The organism is Pseudomonas sp. PKS, from assembly GCF_051913525.1.
GTDB lineage: Bacteria > Pseudomonadota > Gammaproteobacteria > Pseudomonadales > Pseudomonadaceae > Aquipseudomonas > Aquipseudomonas guariconensis_D.
On record NZ_JBEGDO010000023.1, the window covers coordinates 56,696 to 77,594 of the forward strand.

A 20,899-nucleotide genomic window follows, 5' to 3' on the forward strand; every position below is an offset into this window, starting at 1 on the left:
GCCAGGCATTTCAAATAAAAAAGAAGGCGACCCGAGGGTCGCCTTCTTTATTTTCACAACGCCATCAACGCGCCGGGCCTTCGGCCACGCCCAGGTCATCGACCGGACGAGGATCGACTAGCGGCGAGCCGCCGGAGGCCAGCTCGGCCTGCAGTGTGTCGGTGTCCAGCTCGTTGACCCACTTGGCCACGACCACGGTGGCCACGGCGTTGCCGATCAGGTTGGTCAGCGCACGCGCCTCGGACATGAAGCGGTCGATACCCAGGATCAGTGCCAGGCCCGCCACCGGCAGGTGACCCACAGCGGACAGGGTAGCAGCCAGCACGATGAAGCCGGAACCGGTGACGCCTGCGGCCCCCTTGGAGGCGATCAGCAGCACCAGCAGCAGGGTGATCTGGTGAGTGATGTCCATGGTGGTGTCGGTGGCCTGGGCGATGAACACCGCGGCCATGGTCAGGTAGATCGAGGTGCCGTCCAGGTTGAACGAATAGCCGGTAGGGATCACCAGGCCGACCACTGACTTCTTGGCGCCCAGGCGCTCCATCTTGGCCAACATGCGTGGCAGGGCCGACTCCGAGGAGGAGGTGCCGAGCACGATCATCAGTTCTTCACGGATATAGCGGATCAGCTTGAGTACGCTAAAGCCATGGAACCGGCAGATACCGCCCAGCACCACCAGGATGAACAGCAGGCAAGTGACGTAGAAGCAGATCATCAGGTAGCTCAGTTGCACCAGCGAGCCCACACCGTACTGGCCGATGGTGAAGGCCATGGCGCCGAAGGCACCGACCGGGGCCAGCTTCATGATCATATTGATGATGTTGAACATGACATGGGCGAAGCGGTCGATCAGGTCCAACACCGGCTTGCCGTAGCTGCCCAGGCGGTGCAGGGCGAAGCCGAACAGCACGGAGAACATCAGCACCTGCAGGATGTCGCCATTAGCGAAGGCGCCCACCACGGTGTTGGGGATGATGTTGAGCAGGAAGCCCACGGTGGTCTGCTGCGCGCCCGCAGCGGCGTAGGCGGCCACGCTGCTGGCATTCAGGGTGCTGACATCGACATGCATGCCAGCACCGGGCTGGACCACGTTGACCACGACCAGGCCGATGATCAGGGCGATGGTGGAAACGATCTCGAAGTACAGCAGCGCATAGCCGCCGGTCTTGCCGACCGACTTCATGCTCTGCATGCCAGCGATGCCGCTGACGACGGTGCAGAAGATGATCGGGGCGATGACCATCTTGATCAGTTTGACGAATCCGTCGCCCAGGGGTTTGAGGGCTACCCCGGTTTCCGGGTAGTAGTGACCGAGCAGGATACCGATGGTGATGGCGACCAACACCTGGACATACAGGGATTTGTACAACGGCTGACGTGTCGTCATGGCTAGTTTTTCCTCAAGTGTGCCGAGCCCACCCTTCCCAGGGCGGTGGGGCACCTAAAGCGCGAACCCTCCTGCACTTGGAGGGATTTGTCGTTGTGTTCGAGCTGCCTTGTGACAGGCCTCTGCCAGGTCGATAGCAAGGCCGATGCCAAAATGCTCGCAATCAGTGCAGACCCCGTATTTCGGGGCTTTCGGCGCCCCATGGCGGGGCAGTCGCGCAGGTTGAGGTTGGCGGATTTCCGCCCATTGGCGGGATTGGAACAAGGCTGTTGGCGGGAATCCGCCCAGGGAGGGAAAACGTACGCCTGGCCCGCCCTTTGGCGTTAGCTTCGCGGGTAAACCCGCTCCCCCAGGATCCGCGCGCCCCAGAGGTGAGCTAACGGAGCCTGCGATGGACCGGGCAGCGCCTCCAATGGGTTTCACTCCAGATGGAAAACGATCCGGAACGCCGCGCCCCCCAATGGCGAATCATCCAGGCTCAGCTCGGCGTCATAGCTGTCGATGATGTCCTTGACCACCGCTAGGCCGATGCCCTGCCCCGGATGCTGGCGGTCGAGCCGTTCGCCCCGTTTGAGGATGCGCTCACGCTGACTGCCCGGTACTCCGGGTCCATCGTCTTCGACGCATAGCACCAACTGTCCAGGCGCCTCCTGCAGGCTCACACGCACCTGGCCGAGGCTCAGGCGATAGGCGTTCTCCAGCAGGTTGCCCAGCAGCTCCAGCGCCGCCCCTTGCTCCATCGGCACCCAGGCATCCGGAGGCATGTCGAGGCTGACGGCCACACGCTTGTCGCGGTAGACCTTGTCCAGCGTGTTGCACAGGCTGCCGAGCACCGGTCGCAGTTGCACCCGATGACGGACCAGACCGCTCTTGCGCAGGCTGGCGCGCTGTAGTTGGTAGTCGATCTGCTGGCTCATGCGTTCGATCTGGCTTTGCAGCACCCGCGCCTGCTCGCGTTCGCTGTTACCCTGGCCGAGGTTTTCACCGACGCCTTGCAGCACCGCGAGGGGCGTCTTGAGGCTGTGCGCCAGGTCATCGAGCGAATCGCGGTAGCGCTGGCGCTGCTCACGTTCGCTACGCAGCAGGCGGTTGAGCGAGCCGGTCAGGCGCAGCAGTTCACGCGGGTGCTCGCTGCTCAGGCCATCACGCGCGCCCGCTTCCACTTCGTCCAGCTCCAGGCTCAGCCTGCGCAACGAACGCAGCCCCCAGGTCAAGCCGGCCCATAACAGCACCATCAGCGCCAGCAGGGCGGCGCCGAAGCCCAGGTAAAGTTTTTCGCGCAGGCCATCGAGGGTGTGCTGGTACTCACGCACCGGCTGCAGCGCCACGATACTGAAAGCGGCACTCTTGCCCCCGAGCAGCTTGACCTCCACGTCGTAGACGAAGAATTCCTCGCCGTCGTCTTGGTGGATCCGGGCGAACTCATTGCCGCGCCCGTCATATCGGGGGCGGTAGTTGATGTTCTGCCCGTTGGTGGCGCGCGACCGCCACACCAGTGTGCCCTGGCGGTCGAAGATGTAGCCGAGCAGGCCGGTGTAAGGCAGGTTGTAGCGCTCGTCGGGCAACTGCTCGGGCATCTGCAACTGCCCCTGCTCGATCCGCGCGGCGGAAATCAAGGTGGTCACGTCCGAGGCCAGGCGCTGTTCGATCGACTCCTGCAACGCCAGGCTGAAGGTCTTTTGCAGGGCTGGCAGCAGCGCTAGCATGAACAACAACGCCAACAGCGCCGCCGCCAGCATCAGGCGGACACGCAGGGAGCGGATCATCGGCAGCGCTCGGTGAACAGGTAGCCCAGGCCACGCACCGTGTCGATCGGTTTGAAGCCACGGTCGCCCTCAAGCTTGCGTCGCAGACGACCGACCAGCACCTCGATGACATTCGGATCGCGCTCCTCGTCATCGGGGTAGAGCTGCTCCATCAGACGATCCTTGGCCACCACCTGCTGGTGATGGCGCATGAGGTATTCGAGGATGCGGTATTCATAGGCCGTCAGGGCGAGCGGTTGCTCGTCCAACGTCGCCTGCTTGCGGTTGAGGTCCAGCAACAGGGGCCCTGCCGCGATGGTCGATTGGGTAAAACCGCTGGAGCGGCGCAGCAAGGCATTCAGGCGCGCCTCCAGCTCTTCGAACTGAAACGGCTTGACCACATAGTCGTCGGCCCCGGCGGCCAGGCCTTCGACCTTGTCCTGCCAGTTGCCACGGGCGGTGAGGATCAGGATCGGGAAGGTCTTGCCCTGGCTGCGCAACTGGCGGATCAGGTCCAGGCCACTCATGCCCGGCAGCCCCAGGTCGACCACGGCCAGGTCGTGGTTGTATTGCTCGGCCTGGTAGAGCGCCTCTTCGGCATTGGCCACCGCCTCGACCACATGCCCGCTCTCGCCCAGGCGCGTGTACAGGTGGTGGCGTAGCAGCGCCTCGTCCTCGACCACCAGCAATTTCATGTCACTCTCCTTGATTCATACCTGTATCCGCCTCCCGCGCAGGCCAAGCCCGCTTCTGCACGACGCTTGGCCGACAGGAGCGGGCTAGTCCGCGGAGGGACCGGTGCAGCATACCAGCGTTGCCCTGGCACCTCGTCTGGGTCAGAAGGTGTAGTTGGCCGACAGGTAGGTCTGGGCGCTGCTGGTCAGGCGCAGGGTGCCTGCCTTGGGACCGCCATGTTCGGCCAGTTCGGTGCTGGCGTTGCTGCGCAGGTAACGGTAGCCCAGCTCCACCGAGGCGTTGTTGGTGATCTGCTGCAGCACGCCGGCCTGCAGGCCCACGGCATACCCCACATCGGTGTCACGGCTGTAACCGGAGGACTCCTGGGACAACTTGGTCAAGCCCAGGCTGCCGCCACCGAACAGCTTGGTGGTATCGCCCACCGGCAGAAACGCATCGTAGCTGCCAAGCAGGTTTTCCTGGCGCAGCTTGATGCCACTGTGGTCGCCCGAGACGTTGTCGTAGGTCAGGTAATAACGGGCATCTTCATTGATCTTACCCACGCGCACGCCCCAGGTGCCGTCCTTGCCGATGATGCCGTCGGCGTTCAGGTGATCGGTGTTGCGTTGCAGCAGGCCGGACTTGCGGACCTTGTCGCTGGTCTGGCCATAGGTGAGGCTGGCGAAGGTGTCATCGGCAGCCTGGGCAGTGAGGCTGCCGGCGCATACGGCCACGGCGACCATCAAGGTATTGAGTGTTTTCATGGTGGGATACTCCAGTTGGATGCGATGTCTGTGTCTGGTGGCTAGAGTAGGGAGTGAGCCCTGAACCGCGGCTGACCCCTGACTGAACCCCGGCTGAACGAATCGCACCCTTTGCCCAAGGAGTACCGACCATGCGTTCCCTGCTTGCCCTGGCCTTGCTGTGCAGCGCCGCCGTCGCCCAGGCGGCGGTGCAGACCCGCGAAATTCCCTACCAGGACGCCGATGGCCAGCGCCTGGTGGGCTACTACGCCTACGACGATGCGGTCGAGGGCAAACGCCCCGGCATCGTCGTGGTGCATGAATGGTGGGGGCTGAACGACTATGCCAAGCGCCGCGCCCGGGACCTGGCGGCGCTGGGTTACAACGCCCTGGCCATCGACATGTATGGCGATGGCAAGCACACCGAACATCCGAAGGACGCCCAAGCGTTCATGGCGGCGGCGATGAAGGACCCCAAGGCTGCTGCACGGCGCTTCGATGCGGGGCTTGAGCTGCTGAAAATCCAGCCCAACACCAACAAGCATCAGTTGGCGGCGGTGGGTTACTGCTTCGGCGGCAAGGTGGTGCTCGATGCCGCGCGCCGAGGCGAGAAACTCGACGCCGTGGTGAGCTTCCATGGTCCGCTGGCCACCCAGACGCCAGCCAAGCCGGGGGTGATCAGGGCCAAGATCCTGGTGGAGCACGGCGAGGCCGACAGCCTGATCCCGCCAGCGCAAGTGGCAGCGTTCAAGCAGGAAATGCACGACGCCGGCGCCGACATGACATTCGTCTCCATTGCTGGAGCCAAGCATGGATTCACCAACCCGGATGCCGACCGCTTGAGCCACGGCGACCATGGCGGGCCGGACATGGGCTACAACAAAGAGGCGGACGAACGTTCGTGGGCGGACATGCAGGCCTTCCTCAAGAAATCCTTCGACTGAAGGCTGTCGGGGCGACAGTCGACGGTGCGGCACTCGCCTGGTTTGCGCGGCAGGGCACCACTGGCACAATACTCACCATGACCAGACACCCCACCTGCTGCTCCCCCCTCCAGCACCATTGGCCCCTGCCCCGCCCGGTCCCCGGCGCGGTGCTGGTCAGTTGCACCTTCGACCCCGCGCGCCTGGCGCCGGACGACTTCCAGCGCGCCGGCATCGAACAAAGCGCCAGCCTGCAGCGCTCGGTGGCCAAGCGCCAGACCGAGTACCTGGCAGGCCGAGTCTGCGCACGTGCGGCGCTGCATGCGCTGGATGGACGCGACTACGTGCCCGCCACCCATGAGGACCGTTCGCCGATCTGGCCGGCCGGCATTCACGGCTCGATCACCCATGGCAAAGGCTGGGCCGCCGCCGTGGTTGCCGCCGACGGCGACAGCGGTGGCCTGGGCCTGGACCAGGAATCCTTGCTGAACGACGAACGCGCCGAACGCCTGGCTGGCGAGATCCTCACCCCCGCTGAGCTCCAGCGCCTGGACCGCAGCCAGCTCGGCCTGGGCGTGACCTTGACGTTCTCCCTCAAGGAAAGCCTGTTCAAGGCGCTCTACCCTTTGACCCGGCAGCGCTTCTACTTCGAACACGCCGAGCTGCTGGAGTGGTCTGTCGAGGGATATGCCCGCCTGCGCCTGCTCACCGACCTGTCAACCGACTGGCAGGCTGGCCGCGAGCTCGAAGGCCAGTTCTGCGTCCAGGACGGCTACCTGCTCAGCCTGATCAGCGTGTAACCCCTAGCCCTGCGCCCGGTGGCTCGGCCAGATCAGGCTGAAGCAGGCCCCGCCCAACGCTTCGCTGCGCCCGACCATTGCCCGTCCCCCGTGCCAGTAGATGATCCGACGCACGATCGACAACCCCAGGCCATGCCCGCCGGAGGCGCGGGTACGGCTGTCGTCGAGGCGGGTGAAAGGGGTGAAGATGCGATCCCAGACCCCTTCGGGAATTCCAGGTCCATCGTCTTCCACATCGATGCGGCAGCGCTCCTGGCCCAACTGATAGCTCAACCTGACCTGGGATTCGGCGTGCCGCATGGCGTTGCCCACCAGGTTCTGCAGCGCCCGGTGCAGGTAACGGGGTTCGGCATCGACCCAAGCGCCTGTCCCATCCGCGCCCTGGCAGTCGCCGCGCACCACCTTGACCTCGACCCGCAACGGCGACAGCTCCTGGATCACGCGCTCGAGCAAGGCATCGAGGTCCACCGCCTGGAATTTCAAGGCCGGTGTGCCCTGCTCCAGGCGGGCGTAGGTCAGCATCTCGTCCACCAGTTTGTCCAGGTCCTGGATGTCGCTGTCCATGCCGGCCAGGTGCTTGGCCCTGGCCTGCTCGGTGCTGGCGCTTTCGATCATTTCCAGGCCAAAGCGCAGGCGCGCCACCGGCGTGCGCAATTCATGGGACACCGCCCGCACCAGCTCGCGCTGCATGGTCAAGGAGCGCTGCAGGTGCTCGGCCATGCCATTGAAGGCCTCGGCCAGACGCCCCACCGAGTCGGCGTCCCCCTCGGGCACGCGGGTCTCCAGGCTGCCCTGGGCGATGCGCGTGGCCGCGACCTCCAGCCCCGACAGGCGTCGCTCCAACTGACGCACCAGTAGGTAGACCACCAGGCCGATCAGGCACAAACCAAGGAAGGCGATGAGGACCAGCAACTGCGGCGGATAAGGGTTGAGCTGATGCAACGGCCCGATCTCCAGTACCCAGGGCGAGCCGGTCAATCCGGAGAACACCCGCACCGAATCGCCATCTTTGCCCAACGCCATCACCGTGTCGCCCTCCTCCACCCGGCGCCGCTGGTCGTCGTCCAGGCCTGCCCGCTCCAGGCGCTGCAGGGCGATGTCGAAGCCAAAGCCCTTGCTCTTGCGGATCTCGGCCAGGCGTCGCTGCTGTTCGGTGACCGGGTAGCGCACCAGCTCATCGGCCAGCAGATAGAGCGTGGCGCGGGCCAACTGTTCGCTGACCTGCTTGACCTGGGCCACCAACAGCTGGTCTTCATCGCCGACCTGGCGCAAGACGCGCACGGCATGCGGGCCGGTCTTTTCCACCACCACCAGGCCCCGACGCAAGCGCGTGCGCTGTCCGCCATCCAGGGTAGAGGCCGAGGACGGCTGCAAATCCAGCGGCACGCCGAGCAAGCGCTCCCAGATCAACAGCGAGCGCTTGCGCTCGACCGGGTCTTGCAAGGCCAGGTTATCCGCCATGAGGCTGAAGGTGCCTTGGGCCAGCCCCTCGCGGTGCCGTTCAGCACGCACCTGGTTGACCAGATGCAGGCTGAGCACCCCAAGCACTGCCACCAGCACCAGCACGGCGAGCATGCCGCCGTAGATGCGCAGGAAGATCGAATTCATGGGGCCGCTGCCTGGGCGGCCTCGCCGACGAACAGGTAGCCCTTGCTACGCAGGGTCTTGATCAGGCGCGGGTGGATCGGGTCGTCGCCGATTTTGGGGCGGATCTTGGAAATACGCACATCGATGGAGCGGTCCTGGCCGTCGTAGCCGACGCCACGCAGAGAGGTGAAGATCTCCTCGCGGGACAACACCCGCCCGGCATTGCTGCTCAACAGCCAGAGCAGGTCGAACTCGGCGCCGGTCAGTTCGATCGCCTGCTCGCCCAACCAGGCCTCGCGCACGCGGTTGTCGATGCGCAATGCGCCGAACTGCAGCGTCTGACGCTTGCTCTGCGGGGCTTCGCTGCGCCGCAACAAGGCGGTGATGCGCGCCAGCAGCAGACGTGGACGCACCGGTTTGCAGACATAGTCATCGGCGCCCATGTCCAGGCCCTGGACCTGATCGAGCTCATCGCTGCGGGCGGTGAGCATGAGGATGGGGCCGGCGTACTGACCACGAACGCGCCGGCAGATGCGCAGGCCATCTTCGCCGGGCAGCATCAGGTCGAGAATCACCAGGTCCGGCTGGCTGTCGATGATACGCCGCGCCGCCCGGCCGCCATCGCCCTCCACTGCCACCTCGTAGCCATTGGCCTGCAGGTACTCGGCGGTGAGTTCCGCCAGTCGCTGGTCGTCCTCGACGATCAATATCCGGTTGTTGGGCTGGTCCATGGTCCGCCTTCACTGATTATTCTTGTTCTGAAGCCGCCTGCTGGCGTTGCGGTATGCAACCGGCGATGGCATCGGGCCAGTCAGCCGCCGTTCACCAAAAGGCAACATTGCCCCCGGATACTACGTCCCACCCCCGCCCCTGCCAACCACGCCGAGCCGCCTGTCGCAGGCCCTCGACCGGGGCGATTTTTGTGATAGGGTTCGCGCCCGAAAAAATCAGCGGCAGGGCATCAAAACGCAGAAAAAAAGTGAAGGCCAGTTGGGACAAGGCCTACAGCGAATACCCACGAATCACACACAAAGTACGCACAAGTTATCCACAGGCGCTCACCTTGCAAAGCCCCTGAGACCGCATTATCTTGTATCCCCATCGCAGCGAACCACTAGATATTGGGGTTCGAGCAAAATCACAAACACAAGTCAACAGAGAAGTTCAAGCGATTTGTCTGGCTGAACTTAACGTGATTCCAACAGCCAAACCGCTCCTGCGGAGGCGACCGAGGCAAGCCCGTCCAGGGTCTTGTTCGGGCATGGGTGTTGCAGGCCAGGGCCTGGCACTCATCAGCAACAGTTTTTGGGCCCAACCCAAAACCTTTGACTTCGGCCAGGGAGCGGCAGGTTATTGCCCCTTATTCCTGAGTCTGTCCCGAAGTCGGTACGCCCGAGCGGGCGGATGCGCGTGCATGCGCGTCCCCGCTCGTGGCCATCAGGCTAGTGGATGGAACGGTGGGCGCCCCTAGGGCGCCTGAACAATATAGAAACTGTGGAGACACCCACCCATGCAAACCGACACAACTCGCGAGAACCCGCAGGCCAAGGTGCCGCAGGCCGCTGATTCGAACCAGGATCTGGCCGCGACCGCACCCGGTCAACTGCGCGTGATCAAGCGTAACGGTACTGTCGTTCCCTACACCGACGACAAGATCACCGTGGCCATCACCAAGGCGTTCCTCGCAGTTGAAGGCGGCACCGCCGCCGCTTCGTCGCGCATCCACGACACCGTCGCTCGCCTGACCGAACAGGTCACCGCGACCTTCAAGCGTCGCATGCCATCGGGTGGCACCATCCACATCGAGGAAATCCAGGACCAGGTCGAACTGGCCCTGATGCGCGCCGGCGAGCAGAAAGTCGCCCGTGACTACGTGATCTACCGCGAACAGCGCGCCAAGGAGCGTGCCACCCGCGCCAACGCCGAATCCGTGGTCGAGCCGCACCCAAGCATCCGCATCACCCTGGCCGACGGCAGCCTGGCGCCGCTGGACATGGCGCGCCTGAACACCATCATCAGCGAAGCCTGCGAAGGCCTGGCCGAAGTCGATGGCGAGCTGATCCAGCGCGACACCCTGAAGAACCTGTACGACGGTGTAGCCATCAAGGACGTCAACACCGCCCTGGTAATGACCGCCCGTACCCTGGTCGAGCGTGAGCCGAACTACTCCTTCGTCACCGCCCGCCTGCTGATGGACACCCTGCGTGCCGAGGCCCTGGGCTTCCTGGGCGTGGCCGACAGCGCCACCCACCACGAGATGGCCGACCTGTACGCCAAAGCCCTGCCGGCCTACGTCGAGAAAGGCGTCGAGTTCGAGCTGCTCGACCCGGCCCTCAAAGGCTACGACCTGGAGCGTCTGGGCAAGGCCATCGAGCACGAGCGTGACCAGCAGTTCACCTACCTGGGCCTGCAGACCCTGTACGACCGCTACTTCATCCACAAGGATGGCGTGCGTTTCGAACTGCCACAGGTGTTCTTCATGCGCGTGGCCATGGGCCTGGCGCTGCAGGAAAAAGACAAAGAAGCCCGTGCGATCGAGTTCTACAACCTGCTCTCCTCGTTCGACTACATGGCGTCGACCCCGACCCTGTTCAACGCCGGTACCCTGCGTCCACAGCTGTCGAGCTGCTACCTGACCACCGTGCCGGATGACCTGTCGGGCATCTACAAGGCCATCCACGACAACGCCATGCTGTCCAAGTTTGCGGGCGGCCTGGGCAACGACTGGACTCCGGTACGTGCCCTGGGTTCGTACATCAAGGGCACCAACGGCAAGTCGCAAGGCGTCGTGCCGTTCCTGAAGGTCGTCAACGACACCGCCGTCGCGGTCAACCAGGGCGGCAAGCGCAAGGGCGCGGTCTGCGCCTACCTGGAAACCTGGCACCTGGACATCGAGGAATTCCTCGAGCTGCGCAAGAACACCGGTGACGACCGTCGCCGTACCCACGACATGAACACCGCCAACTGGATCCCGGACCTGTTCATGAAGCGCGTCTTCGACGACGGCAAGTGGACCCTGTTCTCGCCTTCGGAAGTGCCTGATCTGCACGACCTGACCGGCAAGGCCTTCGAAGAGCGCTACGAGTACTACGAAGCCCTGACCGAGTACAACAAGATCAAGGTGTTCAAGACCGTCCAGGCCAAAGACCTGTGGCGCAAGATGCTGTCGATGCTGTTCGAGACCGGCCACCCATGGCTGACCTTCAAGGACCCGTGCAACCTGCGTTCGCCGCAGCAGCACGTGGGCGTGGTCCACAGCTCGAACCTGTGCACCGAGATCACCCTGAACACCAACGCCGATGAAATCGCCGTGTGCAACCTGGGTTCGATCAACCTGCCGAACCACATCGTCGACGGCAAACTGGACACCGCGAAACTGGCGCGTACCGTCAAGACCGCCGTGCGCATGCTCGACAACGTGATCGACATCAACTACTACTCGGTGCCCCAGGCGCAGAACTCGAACTTCAAGCACCGTCCGGTCGGCCTGGGCATCATGGGCTTCCAGGACGCGCTGTACCTGCAGCACATCCCGTACGGCTCGGACGCTGCGGTCGAGTTCGCCGACAAGTCGATGGAAGCGGTCAGCTACTACGCCATCCAGGCATCCTGTGACCTGGCCGACGAGCGCGGCGCGTACCAGACCTTCGAAGGCTCCCTGTGGTCCAAGGGCATCCTGCCGCTGGACAGCCAGCAGATCCTGATCGAGGCCCGTGGCGCCAAGTACATCGACGTCAACCTGGAAGAGTCCCTGGACTGGGCTCCTGTCCGTGAACGCGTCAAGAAAGGCATCCGCAACTCGAACATCATGGCCATCGCGCCGACCGCGACCATCGCCAACATCACCGGCGTTTCGCAGTCGATCGAACCGACGTACCAGAACCTGTACGTCAAATCGAACCTGTCGGGCGAGTTCACCGTGATCAACCCATACCTGGTCCGTGACCTCAAGGCCCGCGGCCTGTGGGACTCGGTCATGATCAACGACCTGAAGTACTACGACGGTTCGGTTCAGCAGATCGAGCGCATTCCGCAAGAGCTCAAGGACCTGTACGCCACCGCGTTCGAAGTCGAGACCAAGTGGATCGTCGACGCCGCCTCCCGTCGCCAGAAGTGGATCGACCAGGCCCAGTCGCTGAACCTTTACATCGCCGGCGCCTCGGGCAAGAAGCTGGACGTGACCTACCGCATGGCCTGGTACCGTGGTCTGAAGACCACCTACTACCTCCGTGCCCTGGCCGCCACCAGCACCGAGAAGTCGACCATCAACACCGGCAAGCTCAACGCCGTTTCCAGCGGCGGCGACAGCGCCCCGGTCCAGGCAGCGGGCCCAGCCCCGGTGCCAAAGGCCTGCGCGATCGACGAGCCAGACTGCGAAGCCTGCCAGTAACACCCCATGCCGCGGGAGGCGCCTTCGGGCGCCGCTTGCGGCATTTTTGTATCCGCGTCATCGAGAGACCCTGCCCTCTGCACGTCGCTTTCGCGAAGGGATAAAACAGTACTGCCCTTACCCTGGACGCCAGGGCGCGGGGCTTCACTGACCCACACGGAAGACATCACGATGGCTCGGAAGAAACCTGCAACTCGCAAGATTGGCCGCAATGCCGAAACCGGCCGTTTCACCACGGTCGAAGAGGCGCGCAACAATCCCAGGACGCACATCGTCCAGACGCTGCGCAACCGCTGCCGCTAAGCCCCGCCCGGAAGGCCAAGGCCCTCCGGGTGCGGTTTTTTAGACACTGCGAACCCTGCCTCAAAACACAATATTTTGTGTTAAGTCAAAAAATCCAACACCACATCTGCGATTTTTCCGCTAAACTTCTTCCCCGTGGAAACGACGCGTGATTCGTGAACGGACGCGCCTGATACCGGTCGAAAAATTACAGCAGACCGGCCCAGCGTCGCTCCGATCGGTAGCGAATTCCGTTATACTTCGCCCCCCTCGAAAAAGGGTTTAGCCAATGATCGACTGCGTGACACAAGCCGTACCCAACCGCTTGGCCAGCCCGCACGTTTTATCGTTGCCACACTGTATTCAAGCGTCCTGGCCCCTCCCCCGAGGCATGGACAGGCGCTGATCCGACACCTTCAAACGTGACGAGCGCACGCGCTCACTGCCTGCCGTATCGCCCTTCGGGCCTTGCAGGCGTCACCTTTTTAAAATCCAATCGGTTGCCCCGCGCAACCCTCTAGCAGGAGCCAGGACCATGCTGAGCTGGGACGAATTCGACAAGGAAGACGGCGAAGTCGCCGCCAAAGGCGCCACCCCCGCACAGGCCAACGCCGCCGCCACCCTCGACAAACTGGACAGCGCCGGTGACGCCGCCGCCCAGGAAGCCCGCGCAGCGACCGCCGACGACTCCGACGCCGTCAAGCGCGCCAAGGCCGCCCTGAACGAACTCGACATCGCCGAAGGCCTGGCCGAACTCGAAGGCTCCTCCGCCCGCGTGCGCGTTGACGAAAAGCGCATGATCAACTGCCGCGCCGACCTCAACCAGCTGGTTCCGTTCAAGTACGACTGGGCCTGGCAGAAGTACCTCGACGGCTGCGCCAACCACTGGATGCCGCAAGAGGTCAACATGACCGCCGACATCGCCCTGTGGAAGAGCATGGATGGCCTGACCGAAGACGAGCGCCGCATCGTCATGCGCAACCTCGGCTTCTTCTCCACCGCCGACTCCCTGGTAGCCAACAACCTGGCCCTGGCCGTGTACCGCCTGATCACCAACCCCGAGTGCCGCCAGTACATCCTGCGCCAGGCCTTCGAAGAGGCGATCCACACCCACGCCTACCAGTACTGCATCGAGTCGCTGGGCATGGATGAAGGCGAGATCTTCAACATGTACCACGAGATCCCATCGGTCGCTAAAAAGGCAGCCTGGGGCCTGAAGTACACCCGCGCGATCTCCGACCCCGAGTTCAACACCGGCACCGTCGAGACCGACAAAGAGCTGCTGCGCAACCTGATCGCCTACTACTGCGTCCTGGAAGGCATCTTCTTCTACTGCGGCTTCACCCAGATCCTCTCCATGGGCCGCCGCAACAAGATGACCGGCGTCGCTGAGCAGTTCCAGTACATCCTGCGCGACGAGTCCATGCACCTGAACTTCGGCATCGACGTGATCAACCAGATCAAGATCGAGAACCCGCACCTGTGGGATGCCGCGATGAAGGAAGAAGCGACCCAGATGATCCTGCAAGGGACCCAGCTGGAGATCGAATATGCCCGTGACACCATGCCACGCGGCGTACTGGGCATGAACGCCGCGATGATGGAGGACTACCTCAAGTTCATCGCCAACCGTCGCCTGACCCAGATTGGCCTGAAAGAAGAGTATCCAGGCACTACCAACCCGTTCCCGTGGATGAGCGAGATCATGGACTTGAAGAAGGAGAAGAACTTCTTCGAGACTCGCGTTATCGAGTACCAGACCGGTGGTGCGCTGAGCTGGGACTGATCGTCCAGCAGCCACCTAGAAAAGGCTGCCTCCGGGCAGCCTTTTTATTTTGAGTTGATTCCTCTGGGACCGCTTCGCGTGTCAACAGTCAGGCAAGATGCGACTGGCTGCGCAGGTGCTCGGCCAGCATGTCGATGAAGGTGCGCACCTTGGTCGAGCCGTATTTGCTCTCGCGGTGCAGGATGTGGATCGGCCAGGACGCCTCCTCGTACTCGGCCAAGATCACCTGCAGGCGCCCGTCCGCTAGTTCATCAGCCACCTGATAGGACAGCAGCCGGGCGATGCCGAGGCCAGCGCTGGCGGCGGCGATTGCGGCGTCGTTGCTGGTCACGGTCAGTCGTGGCTTCATGCGTACCAGCGTCGGCTCGTCGATCGCGCCGAAGCGCCAGTCCGTGCGCGGCGACAGCGCCCCGGCAGCGATGATCTGATGCCTGTGCAATTCCGAAGGATGGCGCGGTGTGCCGTGGCGCTCCAGATACTCCGGCGAGGCGCACAGTAAGCGGCGCATCTGGCCCACGCGCAATGCCTTGAGCCCAGAATCCGGCAACTGCCCGATGCGTACAGCCACGTCCAGGCCCTCCTCCACCAGATTCACTACACGGTCGAGAAAATACGCCGACACGTCCACCTCGGGATACTGCTGCAGGTAACGGACAATGCAGGGCATGACGAACTTCTTGCCGAACAGGATCGGCGCGGTCACCGCCAGGTCGCCTTTGGGCGAGGCGTTGATGCCGGCAGCGGCTTCATTGGCTTCGACGATGCTGGCCAGGATGTGCCGGGTGTCTTCCAGGTAACGGCCACCGGCTTCGGTCAGGCGCACGCTGCGGGTGGTGCGCAGCAGCAGCTTGACGCCGAGCTGCTCCTCCAGCGCGGTGACCGCCCGGGTCACGGCCGCAGGCGAAATCGCCAGGCGGCGGGCGGCGGCGGCGAAGCTTTCCAGCTCGCCCACGGCCACGAACACTTTCATCAGGTGAATCTGGTCCATGCCGCGCCCCATGCGTTGTCATGGGGCGATTATTCCAGCGCTGACGCTAGAGCTCCAGCACCAAGGGCTGCCCACCCTCCTCAGCCTGAGCCGGAATGGCGCAGCAGATCAGTACGCTGCCAGGTTCAGGCAGTTCGGCGGGCGGGTTCGGGTAGTGGACCTGCCCACTGACCAGTCGGGTCTTGCAGGTGCCGCAGGAGCCGCCTCGGCAACTGAACTCCGGCGACAGGCCACGGTGCTCTGCCAGTTCTAGCAGCGTGCCACTGTCCGGTGCCCAGCGTGCCTCCTTGGCGGAGCTGGCGAAGTACACCGGTACAGGCTCTTTGGCGGGCGCAGGTTGTTGCAGCGTGGGCAGATTGTCGTCGGTATGACGACGTAAGGTCGAAGGGCCAAAGGCTTCGGCATGAATGCGCGCATCGGGCACGTGCACGCTGCGCAGGCCTTCGTACAGGTCCTGGGTGAAACTGGCCGGGCCACAGAGGTAGAAGTCGTAGTCGTCCAGTGCCAGTGCGGTCTTGATCTGGTCGATGCCCAGGCGGCTGGCGAAGGTGTAGTCACGACCCTGCACGGCGTGGGCTTCAGGCTGGCTCAGGGCGCGATGGATACTCAGCAGGCCAGCGGATTGCTGTTGCAATGCACCTAGTTCCTGCTGGAACGGCAGATCGCCCAAGGTACGCCCGCCATGGAACAGATGGATGCGTCTCCCCTGCCCGCTGGCCAGTTGCTCACGGAGCATGGCGATCAGCGGCGTGATGCCGACGCCCGCGCCAATCAGCACGAGGGGGCGTTCGCTGTCTTGATCCAACGTGAAGCTGCCCATGGGCAGGCGAACCTCCAGACGATCACCGACCTTCAACTCCCGGTGCAGATGCCATGAAGCCGGCCCCTGCGCCTTGACGCTGATACGCAAGTAACCATCGGACGGCGCGCTGGACAAGCTATAGGTGCGGATCAGCGGCGTCTGCCCATCGGTCCGCAAACGCACGGGAATATGCTGGCCGGGCGCAAAGGTTACGGGGGCGTCGTCCTCAGGTTGCAGGTAGAACGAGCGGATATCAGCGCTCTCCTGCTCAATGCGCGACACTCGCCAGCTCAGCCATTGGCGTTGTCGTTCACGCTGTTGCAGGCGCAGCTGGGCTTCGGCCCAGGTGCCGGTCGCCAGGCTGGTGGGGGCGTACCCATGGAACGCCCAGCGCAGCGACACGGCAGCCGGACGCAACACCACCTGTTCGACATCCAAGGTCCAAATTCGCTCGGCCCCTTCGAAAGCACTGATCAGCGGGCTGTCGAGAATGACCTCGGCCCGCCCGACCACCTGAAGCACGTCGCCGCTGGCGAAATCAACGAACAACAGGCCTGCGACAGGGTTCACCAACAAGTTGCCAAGGGTGTTGAAATGCAGATTGCCGGCATAGTCGGGGACGGTCAGGCGGTTGCCTTCGACCCGCACGAATCCGACCCGACCACCGCGGTGGGAGACATCCACCGAGCGTTGGCCGCTTTCATGTTCGACGTAGCTGGCCACGAAGAACGTGTCCGCGCTCTCGATCATGGCGCGAGCCCTGGCATCGATCGCCGTTGAATCCTGACGCCCTTGCGACGGTACGTCGACACGGATGTATTCGCGCAATTGAATGTACTGCGGGCAGTTGCCGAACGACTGCTCGACCTCCACCTCCAACTGGCCGGCACTGGCCCTGCGAATCACGCCATTGAGGCGATTGCGCCGGCGGGTGTGCAACTCGATCCCCAACAGACCGACGGCACCGCCAGCCACCAACCCCGGCGTTGCCGGATCGTCGGCGGCAAGCTCGGTGCCGATCAGCAACTGCCGTGGATCAGGCGAGCTGACAAAGCCCTCGGGGCCTTCGAGCAGCGTCGCCCAAGGTTTGCCCTCGGCATCCACGGCACCGACCACCATGAATGGCAACTGATGGTAGAACGCGCGATGCTGGTCGGGCATGTAGTCGCGGATGACCTTTTGCCCAAATGCCTCCATGCGCTCTGCAACACCGGCTTGCTCCTGCAGCCGTTTCTCACCTGCATGCCAGGGTGATCGCATGGCGGCATTCCTCGGGACTCAGAGCGTGGTCTGCAAACCGATGACCGTGCGCGGCATCGGTACGAAGCCTGCCAGCGCCTCGATACGGGCCAGCCAGGCACGCACGTTGGGGTAAGGCTCCAGCGACACGTTGCCTTCTGGTGCATGGGCGATGTACGAGTAGTTGGCGATATCGGCGATGGTCGCGTGGTCACCGACCAGGAACGGGCCCTTGGCCAGCTCGCCGTCGATCACCTTGAGCAGGGTGTGAGCGCGGCCGATGACTTCATCGGTGTTGAACGAAGCGCCGAACACCGTCACCAGGCGCGCAGCCGCCGGGCCGAAGGCCAGAGGACCAGCCGCGACCGACAGCCAACGTTGCACGCGAGCGGCGCCGACCGGATCCTCGGGCAGCCAACGCTCACCGCCGTAGGCCTTGGCCAGGTACACCAGAATGGCATTGGAGTCGGCGATGACAGTACCGTTGTCGTCGATCACCGGCACCTGCCCGAAGGGGTTGATGGCCAGGAACTCGGGCTGCTTGTGCTCGCCCTTGGCCAGGTCGACGAATACCAGTTCGGTGGGCAGTTCGAGCAGCGACAGCATCAGTTCGATGCGGTGAGCATGGCCGGACTTTGGGAAATTGTAGAGTTTGATCGGGCTTGGCATGTTCTGGGCTCCGGATCAGCGCCGGGAGTGGCGCTGCTGGAGGACATGCTGCACGGGATCGGTGAACAGCAGAATCAGTGCTGTGAGCAATCCAGTATTTCGGCAGGTGGAATAATCGTGGGGGCCGCCCTATCGCAGGCGCCGGGAAGGTCCACGCTCAGTGCCGCTGCCGCTTCTGATACAGGTACAACCCCCGCGCAGCCTCGACCACTTGCGGCACGCATGCCTGGAGCTCATCGAAACTCATCGCGTCGAGCAGCTCGAAATTGTCCTCCAGCCCATGCAGGGAAATGGCCTTGATCAGGCGGTCCTGCTCCGGCGGCAACTCGCTCCACTCGGCCACCTGGGTACCGCGCATGTAGCCGAAGCACCACTCCTCGAGAATGATCGCCGGGCCCTCTTCGCCTTCGCTCTCTTCGAACAGCGGCTCGAAGTGCTCGAGATCATCGGCCAGGGATGCAGCCACCTGATTGGCGTAACGCAACATCAGCGCGGTGTAGGCCTCCTCATGGGCGGGCTTCTTGAACTTGGGGACCTTGCCACCCGCGACCGCAGGCAGCCACTGCTCAGGCATGACGGCATTCGGTGAGCTGGCCAGGGCGGTGAAAAAGCCGTTGAGCTCGGCCAGGTTGAGTACCGAATAGTCGTTGCCGTAGGTGATCAACAGGTCTTCGAGACGGTCGAGTTCTTTTTCGTTGAGGGCGGGGAGCATCATGAGTGTCCTAGGGCAGAAGTTTGGGTGCACCCTAGCACATGGGGGAAGGTATAGCGGGAATTGTGGGTTAAACGATAGTCATCGCCGATCATGCCCGCTCCCAAGGTGTAATGCCATGGGAGCGGGGCTTGCCCGTAACAGGCCGTTAGTCGTTAGACCGCCAGCGCGCGCTCACGCAGTTCCTGGTTGAGGATGCGGTCGTTCTCGCTGTAGTCCACCGGGCAGTCGATCACGTGTACACCCGGGGTCTTGATGCAGTGCTCGAGCAGCGGCAGCAGGCCTTCGGCGCTTTCGACGCGGTGACCGTTGGCGCCGTAGGCTTCGGCGTATTTGACGAAGTCCGGGTTGCCGTAGTCCAGGCCGAAGTCGGTGAAGCCCATGTTGGCCTGCTTCCAGCGGATCATGCCGTAGCCGTCATCACGCAGGATCACCACGGTGATGTGCATGCCCAGACGGACCGCGGTCTCCAGCTCCTGGCTGTTCATCATGAAACCGCCATCACCGCACACCGAGATTACTGGGCGGTCCGGGTACACCAAGTGCGCCGCCATGGCCGACGGCAGTCCAGCGCCCATGGTCGCCAGGGCGTTGTCCAGCAGCACGGTGTTAGGCTTATGGGCCTTGTAGTTGCGGGCGAACCAGATCTTGTAGATGCCGTTGTCCAGGGCCACGATGCCTTCGGACGGCAGTACGCGGCGGATGTCGGCGACCAGGCGCTGCGGGTACACCGGGAAGCGGTCGTCGTCCTTGCCTTCGGCGATCTGCGCCTCGTTGGCTTCGCGGATCGCCAGCAGGCGGGTGAAGTCCCAATGCGAGGTGTCGCCCAGGCCTTCGGCGATCTGCCAGACGGCGTTGGCGATGTCGCCGATCACTTCGATCTGCGGGAAGTACACGGCGTCGACTTCAGCGGAGCGGAAGTTGACGTGGATGACTTCGGTACCACCACGTACCATGAAAAACGGCGGCTTCTCGATGACGTCGTGGCCAATGTTGATGATCAGGTCGGCCGCTTCGATGGCGCGGTGCACGAAGTCACCGGACGACAGCGCGGCGTTGCCCAGGAAGCTCGAATGGCGCTCGTCCACCACACCTTTACCCAACTGGGTGGTGACGAATGGAATGCCAGTCTTGTCGATCAGTTGCTTGAGGACCTTGGCGGTCATCTTGCGGTTGGCGCCGGCACCGATTACCAGGATCGGGCTGCGGGCGTTGCGCAGCTTCTCGATGGCCGCTTCGATGGCCACGTGCTCGGCCAGCGGGCGACGGTGCAGGCTGGGCTGGATCGGCATGGCATCGGTCTGCTCGGCGGCGATGTCTTCCGGCAGTTCCAGGTGCACAGCACCTGGCTTTTCTTCTTCCGCCAGGCGGAAGGCTTCGCGCATGCGGGCCGGGATGTTGTCGGCCGAGGCGAACTGGTGGGTGTACTTGGTGATGGGGTCCATCATGCCGCACACATCGATGATCTGGAAGCGGCCTTGCTTGGACTTCTTGATCGGCTTCTGGCCGGTGATCATCATCATCGGCATACCGCCCAGGTAGGCGTAGGCGCTGGCGGTCACCAGGTTGGTGGCACCAGGGCCGAGGGTCGACAGGCTGACGCCGGTCTTGCCGGTCAGGCGGCCGTAGGTGGCGGCCATGAAGCCCGCGGACTGCTCATGGCGGGTCAGGACCAGCTTGATCTTCGACTTGCGCAGGGATTCCAACAGGTCGAGGTTTTCCTCGCCGGGAATGCCGAACACATACTCGACGCCTTCGTTTTCCAGGCATTGCACAACGACATCGGCGGCCTTGGCCATCTTACTTGCTACCTCAAGTGATAGGACGGTGGTGAAGTCCAGGAATGCGCAGCACGGTGCGCTGGCATCGCTCGGTCCGGGTGCCAGGATTGCCCCGAACCTAAGCCTTGACGCAGGGTAGGTACGGGGAAGTCACTTAATGTGACAGCAATATTGTCGCACTTACGATAAATCGACGTGAGGTAGCCGACGAGCAAAAGATATTTGCTGTGAGGACAGGGTTCACAGCGCTAGGAACGGGCTTTGTACGGACCTACAGGTGGCACATGTTCAGGGGCACAAAGACAAAACCCCTACCTGCTCGCGCAGATAGGGGCTTTGCGAAATGAATCTTGACGATGACCTACTCTCACATGGGGAAGCCCCACACTA

Annotated in this window: 16 protein-coding genes; 5 read left to right on the forward strand and 11 right to left on the reverse strand. The window is 63.3% G+C overall.

Annotated elements, in window-relative coordinates:
* Positions 1–64: 64 nt before the first annotated feature.
* The 4 genes from ABOA88_RS19880 to ABOA88_RS19895 all read right to left on the reverse strand — a co-directional run bounded on the left by ABOA88_RS19880 (position 65) and on the right by ABOA88_RS19895 (position 4,571).
* Entirely contained in the window at positions 65–1,387 is a 1,323-nt protein-coding gene (locus ABOA88_RS19880; protein ID WP_043214554.1) for a dicarboxylate/amino acid:cation symporter, read from the reverse strand.
* Between the two features lie 419 nt (positions 1,388–1,806).
* Positions 1,807–3,153 carry an ATP-binding protein gene (locus ABOA88_RS19885; protein WP_196169604.1) on the reverse strand — a complete coding sequence of 449 codons (1,347 nt, stop codon included), beginning with the start codon at positions 3,151–3,153 and terminating at the stop codon, positions 1,807–1,809.
* Complete coding sequence (locus ABOA88_RS19890; RefSeq protein WP_196169605.1) at positions 3,150–3,827, reverse strand: response regulator; 678 nt, start codon at positions 3,825–3,827, stop codon at positions 3,150–3,152. Before ABOA88_RS19890 ends, ABOA88_RS19885 begins: the two co-directional genes overlap by 4 nt.
* Positions 3,828–3,968: 141 nt before the next feature.
* On the reverse strand, positions 3,969–4,571 hold the full coding sequence (locus tag ABOA88_RS19895) for a hypothetical protein (RefSeq protein WP_196169606.1): 603 nt from the start codon (positions 4,569–4,571) through the stop codon (positions 3,969–3,971).
* 131 nt (positions 4,572–4,702) lie between these two features.
* Between ABOA88_RS19895 and ABOA88_RS19900 the strand changes: the two genes are divergently transcribed.
* Together ABOA88_RS19900 and ABOA88_RS19905 are read left to right on the forward strand one after the other, a co-directional pair.
* On the forward strand, positions 4,703–5,494 hold the full coding sequence (locus ABOA88_RS19900) for a dienelactone hydrolase family protein (RefSeq protein ID WP_367851101.1): 792 nt from the start codon (positions 4,703–4,705) through the stop codon (positions 5,492–5,494).
* Between the two features lie 77 nt (positions 5,495–5,571).
* Entirely contained in the window at positions 5,572–6,273 is a 702-nt protein-coding gene (locus ABOA88_RS19905) for a 4'-phosphopantetheinyl transferase family protein (protein WP_196169608.1), read from the forward strand.
* A 3-nt stretch (positions 6,274–6,276) separates the two neighbouring features.
* Here the strand turns inward: ABOA88_RS19905 and ABOA88_RS19910 are convergent, their stop codons facing one another.
* Both ABOA88_RS19910 and ABOA88_RS19915 read right to left on the reverse strand, forming a co-directional pair.
* Positions 6,277–7,881, reverse strand: a complete 1,605-nt coding sequence (locus tag ABOA88_RS19910) for an ATP-binding protein (RefSeq protein WP_367851100.1) — start codon at positions 7,879–7,881, stop codon at positions 6,277–6,279.
* A complete protein-coding gene (locus ABOA88_RS19915) occupies positions 7,878–8,591 on the reverse strand; it encodes a response regulator transcription factor (protein WP_196169610.1) in 714 nt (237 codons plus the stop codon). Before ABOA88_RS19915 ends, ABOA88_RS19910 begins: the two co-directional genes overlap by 4 nt.
* 779 nt (positions 8,592–9,370) lie before the next feature.
* Here ABOA88_RS19915 and ABOA88_RS19920 point away from each other — a divergent pair.
* From ABOA88_RS19920 to ABOA88_RS19930, 3 genes are all read left to right on the forward strand, one after another.
* Positions 9,371–12,250 carry a ribonucleoside-diphosphate reductase subunit alpha gene (locus ABOA88_RS19920; protein ID WP_196169611.1) on the forward strand — a complete coding sequence of 960 codons (2,880 nt, stop codon included), beginning with the start codon at positions 9,371–9,373 and terminating at the stop codon, positions 12,248–12,250.
* 171 nt (positions 12,251–12,421) lie between these two features.
* Complete coding sequence (locus tag ABOA88_RS19925) at positions 12,422–12,553, forward strand: hypothetical protein (protein WP_256544354.1); 132 nt, start codon at positions 12,422–12,424, stop codon at positions 12,551–12,553.
* A 514-nt stretch (positions 12,554–13,067) separates the two neighbouring features.
* Complete coding sequence (locus ABOA88_RS19930; protein WP_043214574.1) at positions 13,068–14,318, forward strand: ribonucleotide-diphosphate reductase subunit beta; 1,251 nt, start codon at positions 13,068–13,070, stop codon at positions 14,316–14,318.
* Between the two features lie 88 nt (positions 14,319–14,406).
* Here the strand turns inward: ABOA88_RS19930 and ABOA88_RS19935 are convergent, their stop codons facing one another.
* From ABOA88_RS19935 to ABOA88_RS19955, 5 genes are all read right to left on the reverse strand, one after another.
* Entirely contained in the window at positions 14,407–15,306 is a 900-nt protein-coding gene (locus ABOA88_RS19935) for a LysR family transcriptional regulator (protein ID WP_196169612.1), read from the reverse strand.
* Positions 15,307–15,352: 46 nt separating this feature from the next.
* On the reverse strand, positions 15,353–17,368 hold the full coding sequence (locus ABOA88_RS19940; RefSeq protein WP_367851099.1) for a pyridoxamine 5'-phosphate oxidase family protein: 2,016 nt from the start codon (positions 17,366–17,368) through the stop codon (positions 15,353–15,355).
* 18 nt (positions 17,369–17,386) lie between these two features.
* Complete coding sequence (locus ABOA88_RS19945; RefSeq protein ID WP_367851098.1) at positions 17,387–18,016, reverse strand: glutathione S-transferase family protein; 630 nt, start codon at positions 18,014–18,016, stop codon at positions 17,387–17,389.
* Positions 18,017–18,173: 157 nt separating this feature from the next.
* Positions 18,174–18,728, reverse strand: coding sequence for a UPF0149 family protein (locus ABOA88_RS19950; RefSeq protein WP_196169626.1), 555 nt, complete (start codon positions 18,726–18,728; stop codon positions 18,174–18,176).
* A gap of 155 nt (positions 18,729–18,883) precedes the next feature.
* The gene (locus ABOA88_RS19955; protein WP_196169615.1) at positions 18,884–20,527 is read right to left on the reverse strand and encodes an acetolactate synthase large subunit; all 1,644 of its coding nucleotides are present in this window, start codon (positions 20,525–20,527) and stop codon (positions 18,884–18,886) included.
* Positions 20,528–20,899 lie beyond the last annotated feature (372 nt).